Genomic DNA, 11,607 nt, shown 5'->3' on the forward strand with positions numbered 1-11,607 from the left:
AACACATCGCCCCAATGTTATACTTGTTAACATCAAAATCCGAAGCACCTGAACCAGACAAAATGGAGCAACGATGGACGAAGCAATTGTTCTGAAAGAAGTCAAAGGTAACGTGACGGTTCTTACGATGAACCGCCGCCCACATAACCTGATGGGTCCGACGCTGTATCGCGCGCTACTCGATGAGTTCGACGAGGCGGTGAAATGCGGCTCACGCGCGATCCTGCTGCGCAGCGGTCTACGGCACTTCTCGGCCGGCGCCGAAGTGTCGCTATTCCCGGATCGCATTGCCAGGCAAGGCCAGGGACTGATGGATCCGCTCGAGGTGCTGCGCGGCTTCGAGACACTGCCGATCCCGATCGTTGTCGCGGTGAACGGCACGTGCCTTGGCGGCGGCTTCGAAGTGGCGCTCGCCTGCGATTTCAGCGTGGTCGCCGAGTCGGCCAGGATCGGATCAGTCGAGGTCGCGCTGGGCCTGCATCCGCTGCTCGGCGGCATCCAGCGTCAGGTGATGCGCGCCGGGCCGGCGCGTGCAAAAGAACTCGCGATGCTCGGCCGCCGTTACGACGCAGCGACGCTCGAACGCTGGGGCTTGATCAATCTCGTCGTGCCCGACGACAAGCTCGATGAAGTCGCGCTGTCCGTTGCGCAGGAACTGGCGGCCGGTCCGACCATCGCGCATGCCGCGACCAAGCAGCTCGTGCGGGTCGCGGTCAACGAGGGTGTAGCTGCCGCCGACGAAGCAATGTTCGAACTGCAAAAGCCGGTCTGGGCGTCGCAAGATATCCAGCGTGGACTGGAGGCCTTCAATACCTCCGGCCCGGGCACCGCCATTTTCGAGGGGAATTGACATGGGCGGACCACTCGAAGGACTCAAGGTCGTCGACTTTTCGCGGGTGCTGGCCGGCCCGCTGTGCGCCCGGACGCTGGCCGATCTCGGTGCCGACGTGATCAAGATCGAGCCGCCGCGGCCCGATGTGTCGCGTGCTGCGTTCCCGAATCGCGACGGCATGTCGGGCTACTATGCGCAGCAGAATAGCGGCAAGCGTAACGTCAGTATCGATCTGAACGCGCCGCACGCCCGCGAGCTCGTGCTACGACTGTGCGACGAGGCGGACATCATCGTCGAGAATTTTCGGGCCGGCACGCTCAAGGGCTTCGGACTCGACTATGACACGCTCGCGAGGCGCAATCCAAAGGTCGTCTACGTGTCGATCACCGGCTACGGCCAGCGCGGCGCCTGGGCGTCGCGCATGGCCTACGCGCCGACCGTGCAGGCCGAAACGGGCTTCACGCACAACACGCTGCGCCACTTCGACAGCGCGGCCGACGGCCGCAAGTGGACCGATCCGCTGTCGCACGCGGACGTCTATGCGGGCCTGCAGGCGACCATCGCCGTGCTTGCGGCGGTGCGCAAGCGTGAAGTAACGGGACGCGGCCAATACATCGACGTCGCGATGGCCGCCGTGATGCTGTCGATCAACGAACGCGCTCACCTCGATCTCGCCGGTGTCGATACGGGCGCCGAGCCGGGTATCCTCGGCGCCTCCGACGGCCCGCATTTCGTTGGCCCCGGTGGTGAAGAGTTCGTGGCGGCGCAAAGCATCATCGGCAGCAACACGTTTCCAAATTACTTGCGCGCCATGCGCCGTATGGACCTTGCGCGGGATCCGCGCTTCAGCACCGCTGAGCGCCGCCAGCAGAACTACAACGCACTGCATGCTGTGATCCAGACGTGGATGCTGTCATTCCGCGATCTCAGGACGCTCGATGCGCAGCTGGACGAAGCCAAGATCGCGATAGGCCAGATCCGCACGCTGAAGGAACTGGCCGAGACCGATTGGGCGAAGCAGTGGGGAGCGGTGCACGAAGTTCCGGACCGCCGCGGCGGCTCGTATCTCATTCACGGCTATCCATGGCGCTTTTCCGATGACGAGCTTGGAATGCGCAGCGCGCCGGCGTTTCGCGGGGAGCACAACGAACAGGTGTTCCGCGAAGCGGGCCTCGCGGATGTCGAAATCCGCAGTGCGGTTGACACCGGCATTCTGGTCGGCGGGGCACCACCGTCCGCGAAGCAGATAGACGCGGCTGTTCTCGCGGAAGCGCAGTCCAACTAAGCGCAACCACATGGCGCGGCGCCAACGGCGCTGTAGCCCGTGCGCAAGGCTGTCGCGACTGTTGCTCGCGACAGACCGCACCGTATCGTGACCCGAGCGCAATGACAGCGGATGTTTGCTGGAGCGGACCCGCGACGGGCGGGAAACGATCACCCTGCCGGCAAGCGAAGTGCGAACGTATCTCGAAGACGGGGACACACTCTCCTTCTCCCGTCGATGCGGGCGTGCGGGTTTCAGGACGATCGGCGTCGGAGAGTGTGTCGCAGAAGCGACCGGCGACCTTGATAGCTGCAGTCCACCTTGTATTTCCAGTATCAACACAACACGTCGGAGGACCGAATGGAAGTGGCGAAGCAAGCCTGTGTAGACGGATCATCGTCAGATGACAACACCCTCCTGCGGAAGGCCTACGCTTCGGCGCAATGGAGGATATTGCCGATACTGTTCGGCTTATGGATGCTGGCGTGGGTCGGTCGTTCGAACGTGGCTTTTGCGAAGTTGCAGATGGTCGTAGATCTGCGATTCAGCGAAACAGTATATGGATTGGGCGCCGGGCTCTTCTTCGTCGGCTATGTGCTGTTCGGCGTGCCTACCACGATATTGCAAAAGAAGTTCGGTGCGCGCGCCGTGCTTGCCGGTATCGCCGGCGCGTGGGGCGTGACGAGTGTCGCGATGACGTTCGTCAATAGCGCGCCGACGTTCTACGCGTTGAGGTTCCTGCTCGGTGTGTTCGAGGCCGGTTTCTACCCAGGCGTCGTGTTGTACTTCAATGCGTGGTTCCCGGGCAAAAGGCGCACCCGCAATTTCAGCATGTTCCACTCAGGGTCACTCTTCTCGACGGTCGCGATCGGCTTGACAGGGGGATTCGTGCTTGAGCACATGAATGGACTGGCTGGCTTTCAGGGCTGGCGATGGATGTTCTTCACTCAGGCTATCCCTACCGTCGTGTTGGCGTGCATCGCGTTCGCGATACTTCCGGATCTGCCCGGCAGCGCAAAGTGGCTTTCGGCGCGACAGCGCAAGCTCGTCGAGGACGATCTCAGGAACAATGCCGAAGCGATGGACGACGCGGGCGTAGACGAGCGTCCCCTGCTACTCAACCCGACTGTCTGGATCCTGAGCGCAGCCTACTTCAGCCTCCTGGCCGCCACGGCGGCACTGTTTTTCTTCTCTCCGACGATACTTCGCGAGGCGGGATTCGGCGGGTACAAAGAGATTGGCCGGGCAGTTGCCGGTGCCTGCGTTCTGGGTGCACTCGGCAATGTGCTCATCTGCAGCATCGGGGGCGCCCCGCATCGCCGTCGGCTCTTCTGTGCGCTGGCGGCGGTCTTCACTGCGGCAAGCCTCTCGACGCTCGTCTTTGTTTGGCACAGCAGTACCACCGCGACTTTCTTCCTGCTTGTTCTTGGCTTCGCGGGAACGGGGGCTGGTATAACGCTCTTCTGGCAGATGTCTGTCGGCCTGCTCAGCGGTAAGTCGCTGGTGGTTGGCGTGCCGTTGATCAGTTCCATTGCCAACGTCGCCGGCTTCGTTACGCCTTTTCTGATCGGACATGTCCGCGACGTAACGGGAACTTACGCGAGTGGGTTCATCATGATTGCCTGTGTCCAGGCACTTGGCGTCGTAGTTCTTCTGTTCGGCGTGCAGCGGATTGTCAGGAGACGGTCGCGCGTTGTCGATATATCGGTTCAAAGCACAACGTAATTAGTCGATGCCGACGTGGACGTGGCAAATGCCCGCGTCGTGCACCGAAAATCCGCTCCGGGCCCTGCGCACCGCTGAGCGGCCAGGCATGCGATGTATCCCGACGCCCAGTCGCGCAACTGAACCGCTAGAATGCGTGTAGCGACACACGCGTGTTTAACGCGTGATTCGCGATATTGCGTGCCTCTCTGCGCAGAATTTATAATCAATCCCCTGCCTTGCTCCTCGAACAAAGGTCACGTGAGTCCCAAGCCATCTATCGCGAAGAATGCGGATTACCACCACGGCAATCTGCGCAATGCGCTCATTGAAGCGGGACGCAGCGCGCTCATGGAGGTATCGGCGCAAGACCTGAGCCTCCGTTATCTCGCGCGCATGGTGGGCGTATCAGAAGCCGCGCCCTCGCGGCATTTTGCCGGCATCGACGAACTGCTGGCCACGATCGCGGCAAGCGGTTATCGCGACCTCGCTGCGCTGCGCGTTGCGATCCGTGACAGCGAGGATACGGCGCTTGCCAAAGCGTACCGGATGATGCGGGTGTACATCGAGTTCGCGCAGCACCACAATGGGCTGTTCAGTCTGATGATCGGGCCCCGCATCGCGGCGCATCAGGCGTATCCGGAACTCGCCGAGGAAAGTAACCGGTCTTTTGGGTTGTTTTCCGAGACGATCGAGGCGCTGGCTATCGAGAGTGGTTGGGCTCAGTCCGATCTCAAGCTCGTGACCCATGCCGCGTGGAGTATGGAGCACGGTCTCGCCACGCTGATCCTGTCGAACCGCGCACCGCGCGCGGACACCAAAGTGGCGATACCAAAGTTGATCGACTTCGTGGTGATGACACTGCTTAGCGCCATCATGGCGGGCCCGGATCATCTCCAGAGCGTGATACAGCAATGCGAGCTGGTTCAGAAGCCTGTAGCTACGCGCACAGCTCGAAAGCGGGCCAAAGCGTAGCCATCGTCGCTGTCGAAAGCACCGGGCCGATCAGGGCCGGCTCAAGTCGCATCATCATGTGAGGCGCGCGGCAGGGCCCCGTCAGGCGTTGGCGATTCGAGAGAGGCCGGCAACCCCCAACGCAATCCAATCAGGATTATAATAATCCTCTTGATCCGTGGGAGCCGAAGACGTGGGACATTCGCAAGCTGACAAGATTGCCACCCATCAACGCATCGTCGATGCCGCTGCTAAACGCTTCCGCGAACAAGGGTTGGACGGCATCAGCATCGCTGACCTGATGAAAGATGCGGGCCTGACTGTAGGGGGTTTTTACCGGCATTTCGCTTCCCGTGACGAACTCATCGCTGAGGCTTTCGAGCACGCCCTGCGCGACGTCGAGCCCTGGGAAGCGGCGATGGTCACCTCACCCCGGCAAGCGATGCGCATGTACCTCTCTGATTCGCATCGTGACGAGGTGTCGAATAGTTGTCCCGTTTCAACGCTCGTGAATGATATGAGCCGCAGCACGGACGACGCGCGCGCGGCCTATACGACCCGTGTCAAACGCATGGCCGAGTTGATCGCAAAAGCCATACCGACTGAAGACAGCGCGGACAAGCGAGCCGAAACACATCTCATCATGAGCGCGTGTGTCGGTGCGGTTGCGCTGTCGCGCGCCGTGACGGACCCCAAGCTTTCAAAGCAGATTCTCGATGGCGTGTTAAGCCAGATACTCGAACTGCTGTCGCCGAAACGCGCCGCGAAATAACGGATATCAGAACAAGCGGCGAGCATCACCCAAGGTGCGCTCGCCGCTTTTTTCATGCAGACCGCCCGCGCTTCACTGTCGCCTGATTGCCCGACAGATTCAGCAAGCGGCTCGCATGCCCGGGCGTTACTCCACCCGCCTCGTATCAGTGGAACCGACGGTAACGTCACCACCCCATCCGCCACCGAGCGCGCGAACGAGATTGACGGTCGCCGTCGCCTGAAGACCGGTGAGCTGCACGGCCGTCGTTTGTGACTGAAGCACCGTGCGTTCGGCGTCAATCACATCGAGATAGTTGACGGCGCCTTCCCGGTACTGCGTGCGCGAGATCGTTGCAGCCCGCGTCGACGCCTGCACAGCCTCATCCTGCGTCTGGACCTGCTGCTCGAGAATCCGCAAGTCCGACAGGTTGTCTTCGACCTCCTGGAACGCCTGTAGCACCTGCTGACGATAGTTCGCCACGTCTTCGTCGAACACGGCCCGCGCGTTCGCGAGATTCCCCGCGCGACGGCCTCCATCGAAGATCGGCACGGTCAGCGCGGTGCCCGCCAGCGGTCCGAGAATGAACGCCCGGCTGGACCATTTGAAAAGGTCTGCCAGCGTCGCGGACTCGAATCCCGCAGCGCCCGTTATCGACAGCGCCGGGAAATACGCCGCCTTCGCCACGCCGACGCGTGCATTTGCCGCCGCCATCGCCCGCTCGGCGGCCGCAATATCGGGCCGCCGCTCGAGCAGCGCGGACGGCAAGCCCGGCGGAATGCGAATCTGCACGGGCCGCAACGGGTTCGATGCCATCGAGAATTCGGACGGCGCCTTGCCCAGAAGAACCGCGAGACTGTGTTCCGCCGTCGCCCGCTGTCTCTCTGCCGTCATCGCATCGGAACGTGCCGTTGCCAGCTCGGCTTTGGCGCGGGCGACATCGAGTTCAGCGATGTCACCCGCGCCGAACTTCGACCGCACGAGTTTCAGCGCCTGCTCGCGCAGCGACACGTTCTGCGCGTAGACCTGCAGTTCCGCGTCCAGCTCGCGGACCTTGAAGTAGTTCGCAGCGACATCCGCCTGCAGCGAGAGCTGAACCGAGCGCAGCAGCGCCTCCGATTGTTCGCTCTCTGCACGACTCGCCCGCACCGCGTCAGACACCCGTCCGAACAGGTCCACTTCATAACTCGCGGTCGCCTGGGCGCGCCACAAGGTCTGTGCCGGAATATTTCCACCGTCCGGCTGCAACAGCGAAGCGGGCGAGACCTTTTCTCTGGTGGGTCCAAAGCCTGCGTCGATAGTCGGAAACAGACCGGCGCGGGTGGCCTGCTGGAGTGCGCGCGCTTCCTTGAGCCGCGCCGCTGCCGCAGCCAGATTCTGGTTGGCGGCGAGCGCCTGTTCTTCGAGATCGTTGAGAGCGGGATCATCGAAAATCACCCACCACTTCCCGCGCGGAATCTGGTCGGACGGTTGCGCGATTTTCCACGCGCCCGCCTGCCCTTCCGTTGTCGCCGTGGCCGTCGTGACGGGCGCTTCCTTGAAAGCCGCGGAGGCCGCCGAAGCGGGAACCTTGTACTCGGGCGCCAGCGAGCAACCCGCCGTCAGAAGGGCCGCGCTCAGCAGCGTCAACGAGCCCCAGAGCGCAACCTTCACTCTATTGTTCGACATGGTGATCCTCACGCTTCGACGGAAGCATCGACACCGCGAACGTGCGGGTGATGTCCGTGTTTGTCCACGATGTGCTCTTTCCTGTCGAGCTTTCGCAGAACGACATAGAAGACGGGTGTCAGCAGCAAGCCGAACAGCGTGACGCCCAGCATCCCGAAGAACACGGCAATACCGATCGCGTGACGCATCTCCGAACCCGCGCCGCTCGAGACCACCAGCGGCACCACGCCCATGATGAACGCGAAGGACGTCATCAGGATCGGGCGCAAACGCAGCCGGCTTGCTTCGATCGCGGCCTGGACGATCGAGCGCCCCTCCATTTCCAGTTCCCGGGCAAATTCGACAATCAGAATCGCATTCTTCGCGGACAACCCGACCAGCACCATGAGGCCGATCTGCGTGAAGATATTGTTGTCGCCGTGAGTCAACCAGACGCCGAGCAGCGCGGACAGCACGCTCATCGGTACGATCATCAGAATGGCGAGTGGCAACGTGAGGCTTTCATACATTGCGGCCAACACCATGTAGACGAGCAGAACGCTGATCGGGAATACCCAGAGCGCCGCATTACCCGCAAGAATCTGCTGATACGTCAGATCGGTCCACTCGAACTTCATCCCTCGCGGCAAGGTTTTGGCGGCGACTTTTTCGATGGCGGCCTGAGCCTGCCCCGACGAATAGCCCGGTGCAGGACCACCGTTGATATCCGCCGCCGTATAGCCGTTGTATCGGACCACCGAGTCAGGACCGTAGGTTGGCGTGACTTTCACGAGGGTCGACAGCGGCACCATCTCGCCCTTGTCGTTGCGCGTCTTCAGCAGTCCGATGTCGTCCATGTGCGCGCGGAAAGGCGCATCCGCCTGCACTCGCACCTGATAGACACGGCCGAAGCGGTTGAAGTCATTCACATAGAACGAGCCGAGATAGACCTGCATCGTGGCGAAAATGTCGTTCACGGAGATACCCAATTGCTTGGCCTTCACGCGGTCCACGGCGACATTCACTTGCGGCACATTGATCTGGTACGTCGAGAACGCCGGGCCGAGTTCAGGTGTCTTCGCTGCCTCTTTGAGGAACGACTGGGTCGCGTTGTTGAGCGCGGTATAGCCCTGGGCCTGCTGGTCTTCGATCTGAAGCTTGAAGCCGCCCAGCGTGCCCAAACCGAGAACGGGTGGTGGCGGAAACACTGCGACGAACGCCCCCTTGAGGCCGGACAGCCGCTTGTTCAGTTCGGCGGCAATGCTCAGTCCGTTCATCGACTTGCCCTTGCGCTCTTCGAAGGGCGTTTCGCCAAAGAAGATGACGGCCGAACTCGACGAGTTGGTGAAGCCGTTGATCGACAAGCCGGGGAACTGCACGGCCGATTCGACGCCGGGCGTCTTCAGCGCGATCTCCCCGACTTCGCGCACCACATCTTCCGTGCGGTCGAGCGACGCGCCGTTCGGCAACTGCACGATCGCGACCAGGTACTGCTTGTCCTGAACGGGAACGAATCCACCCGGCACGACCTTGCTCATGAGCACGGTCAGCCCCAGCAACACGGCATAGATCGCAAGAATCACGACCTTGCGGTTGACGACCTTCGATACGCCGCGGCTATACGACTCGGAGCCGCGATGAAATACCTTGTTGAATGCGTTGAAGAACGGACCGAACACCCGATCCATTGCACGCGTGAGCCAATCCTTCGGGTCGTGATGCCCTTTGAGCAACAGCGCGGAAAGCGCGGGCGAAAGCGTCAGCGAGTTGAACGCGGAAATGACCGTCGAAATGGCGATAGTCATGGCGAACTGCTTGTAGAACTGGCCCGTCAGGCCGTTCATGAAGGCCAGCGGCACGAACACGGCAATCAGCGTCAGGGCAATGGCGATAATCGGCCCGCTCACCTCCTGCATCGCCTGATGGGTCGCCTCCTTCGGAGTCAGGCCCGTAGCGATATTGCGTTCGACGTTCTCGACCACCACGATCGCGTCGTCGACCACGATGCCGATTGCCAGCACCATGCCGAACAGCGACAGCGCGTTGATCGAGAAACCAAATGCAAGCAACAGCGAGAACGTGCCGACAATCGAAACGGGTACGGCGAGCAAGGGGATGATCGACGCGCGCCACGATTGCAGGAACACGATGACCACCAGCACGACCAGCGCGATGGCTTCCAGCAAAGTGTGAATCACAGCATGAATACTCGAACGCACGAACTGCGTCGGGTCATAGACGATGTCGTACTTCACGCCTTCCGGCATGTCAGCCTGGAGTGCCTTCATCGCCTCGCGAACGTGTTCCGAAATGTCCAGCGAGTTCGCTCCCGGCAACTCGAAGATCGCCATCGCTACCGCCGACTTGTTATTCAGCAGCGAACGGCGTGCGTATTCGGATGCCCCCATTTCGACGCGCGCGACGTCCTTGAGTCGCGTCACCGCGCCATCGGGCGATGTCTTCAGGACGATGTCGCGGAATTCGTCTTCCGTTTCGAGTCTACCCTGCGCATTCACGTTGAGTTGCAGCGGTGCATCGGGCGTCGACGGAGACGCACCCACCTGGCCGGCGGCCACCTGAAGGTTCTGGTCGCGGATCGCCGTCACCACATCGTTGGCGGTCATGTTGTGCTCGGCCACCTTCTGCGGATCGAGCCACACGCGCATCGAATAGTCCCCGGAACCCCACAGCGTGACCTGCCCAACGCCGGGAATACGCTCGAGCCGGTCGCGAACATTGATCAGCGCATAGTTGCGCAGATACGTGCTGTTGTATTTCTCGCTCGGCGAAACAAGGTGGACAACCATCGTAAGCGTCGGCGACGACTTGATCGTCGTGACCCCAAGGCGTTGCACGTCCTCGGGCAAGCGCGGCAGCGCCTGGTTCACGCGCGTTTCCACCTGCTGCTGCGCGAGGTCGGGATTCGTGCCGAGCTTGAACGTGATCGTCAATGTGAGCGTGCCGTCGCTATTCGCCTGCGACTGCATGTACAGCATGTTTTCGACACCGTTGATCTGTTCTTCGAGCGGCGAAGCCACCGTTTCGGCAATCACCTTCGGGTTGGCGCCGGGGTATTGCGCCGTCACCACGACGGACGGAGGGACCACGCCTGGATATTCGGAGATGGGCAGATTGACCATCGAGATCAGCCCCGCCAGCAAGATCATTGCTGACAGGACAGCCGCGAATATCGGGCGTTCGATAAAAAACTTGGAGAGGTTCATGACATTCTCTGGCTAGGCATAAAGGGCCATGCGCAATGCGCGCACTCAGGAAGCCCTTGTCGTGGAGGCGGTGTCGCCCAGCATCTGCACCGGGTTGGGCTTGACGGGATCGCCCGGACGAACGCGCTGTATGCCGTTCACGACGACGCGGTCTCCCGGTTGCAGACCGCCCGTGATGACGCGCAAACCCTGATGCTGGTCGCCCAGCTTCACTTCGCGGTAACGGACCCGGTTCTCCGTGTCCACCAGCAGCACGAACTTCTTGTCCTGATCGGTCTGAATGGCTGCGTCGCTGACCAGCACTGCCTGATGCGGCACACCGCCGCCAACGCGAGCCCGCACGTAAAGGCCCGGGACCAGCACGCCGTCCTCGTTGTCGAAACGCGCGCGCACGCGAATCGTCCCGGAACTGGTGTCGAGCCGGTTGTCCACGGAATCGATCACGCCCTGCCGCGAATAGCCCGTCTCGTTAGCGAGTCCGACGGAGACGGGTACCGTCACTTTCGAGTCGCGACTGAGAAAGCGCAGGTACGTCTGCTCGTCGACGTCGAACGACGCATAGATGGGCGATGTCGAAACGAGCGTTGTCAGCACAGGCGCAGTGGCTCCCGGCGAAACGATGTTGCCAACCGTCAGTTCCGCGCGGGATACGCGTCCCGACACGGGCGCCGTGATGGCGGTGTAGCCGAGATTGATCTGCGCTGCTTCAAGCGCGGCTTTCGCCGCCTTCACGGCTGCCACCGCTTCGCGATTCGCGTTCTGCGCCTGGTCGTAGTCGCGTTTGGCGATGGCGTTGTCCGTCAGCAGCCTTTGCGCGCGAGCCCAGTCCGACGTCGCATAACCGTTGCGGGACTCCGCCGAAGCGAGTTGCGCTGCTGCCCGGTCGACCTCCGCCTGATACGGACGCGGGTCGATCGTGACGAGCAGGTCGCCCTTTCTGACCGTCGCGCCGTCGTGGAAGTGGACGGCGACGATCGTTCCGGAAACGAGCGGCCGGATCTCCACGTTGTTGATGGCCTCGATGCGGCCCGAGTAGGCCTGATAGTCGGTGATGGTCTGCGAGACCACGGGCGCGACATCCACGTCCGCAGCCGGCGGCGCTGCAGCGGCGGCCGCCTCGCTCAGAGGCGCGCTGCCACGCACGTGATATGTCGCGGCAGTGCCCGCGGCAATGACCAGTAAGACCGCGCTGGCGGCGACCAGCCTACGCTTTGACGGCATTTTCAAACTC

8 protein-coding genes are annotated in these 11,607 nt (G+C 61.8%); 5 read left to right on the top strand and 3 right to left on the bottom strand.

Annotation, left to right across the window (positions count from 1 at the left end):
- Window positions 1-73: 73 nt before the first annotated feature.
- From SB822_RS06255 to SB822_RS06275, 5 genes are all read left to right on the top strand, one after another.
- A complete protein-coding gene (locus SB822_RS06255) occupies window positions 74-850 on the top strand; it encodes an enoyl-CoA hydratase/isomerase family protein (protein WP_410854316.1) in 777 nt (258 codons plus the stop codon).
- A gap of 1 nt (window position 851) precedes the next feature.
- The gene (locus SB822_RS06260; protein WP_410854317.1) at window positions 852-2,117 is read left to right on the top strand and encodes a CaiB/BaiF CoA transferase family protein; all 1,266 of its coding nucleotides are present in this window, start codon (window positions 852-854) and stop codon (window positions 2,115-2,117) included.
- Between the two features lie 339 nt (window positions 2,118-2,456).
- On the top strand, window positions 2,457-3,821 hold the full coding sequence (locus tag SB822_RS06265; RefSeq protein WP_410854318.1) for an MFS transporter: 1,365 nt from the start codon (window positions 2,457-2,459) through the stop codon (window positions 3,819-3,821).
- A gap of 240 nt (window positions 3,822-4,061) precedes the next feature.
- The gene (locus SB822_RS06270; protein ID WP_007580899.1) at window positions 4,062-4,775 is read left to right on the top strand and encodes a TetR/AcrR family transcriptional regulator; all 714 of its coding nucleotides are present in this window, start codon (window positions 4,062-4,064) and stop codon (window positions 4,773-4,775) included.
- A gap of 172 nt (window positions 4,776-4,947) precedes the next feature.
- On the top strand, window positions 4,948-5,526 hold the full coding sequence (locus tag SB822_RS06275; RefSeq protein WP_114222822.1) for a TetR/AcrR family transcriptional regulator: 579 nt from the start codon (window positions 4,948-4,950) through the stop codon (window positions 5,524-5,526).
- 126 nt (window positions 5,527-5,652) lie between these two features.
- On the opposite strand, the gene SB822_RS06280 is transcribed toward SB822_RS06275, so the two are convergent.
- From SB822_RS06280 to SB822_RS06290, 3 genes are read right to left on the bottom strand one after another with little or no spacing between them, the layout of a single operon-like run.
- Window positions 5,653-7,173, bottom strand: coding sequence for an efflux transporter outer membrane subunit (locus SB822_RS06280; protein ID WP_086915550.1), 1,521 nt, complete (start codon window positions 7,171-7,173; stop codon window positions 5,653-5,655).
- 8 nt (window positions 7,174-7,181) lie between these two features.
- A complete protein-coding gene (locus SB822_RS06285; protein WP_410854319.1) occupies window positions 7,182-10,376 on the bottom strand; it encodes an efflux RND transporter permease subunit in 3,195 nt (1,064 codons plus the stop codon).
- A gap of 45 nt (window positions 10,377-10,421) precedes the next feature.
- On the bottom strand, window positions 10,422-11,597 hold the full coding sequence (locus SB822_RS06290; RefSeq protein WP_410854320.1) for an efflux RND transporter periplasmic adaptor subunit: 1,176 nt from the start codon (window positions 11,595-11,597) through the stop codon (window positions 10,422-10,424).
- Window positions 11,598-11,607: the final 10 nt, after the last annotated feature.

The sequence above is a fragment of the Paraburkholderia sp. SIMBA_054 genome (assembly GCF_046534875.1).
GTDB lineage: Bacteria > Pseudomonadota > Gammaproteobacteria > Burkholderiales > Burkholderiaceae > Paraburkholderia > Paraburkholderia hospita.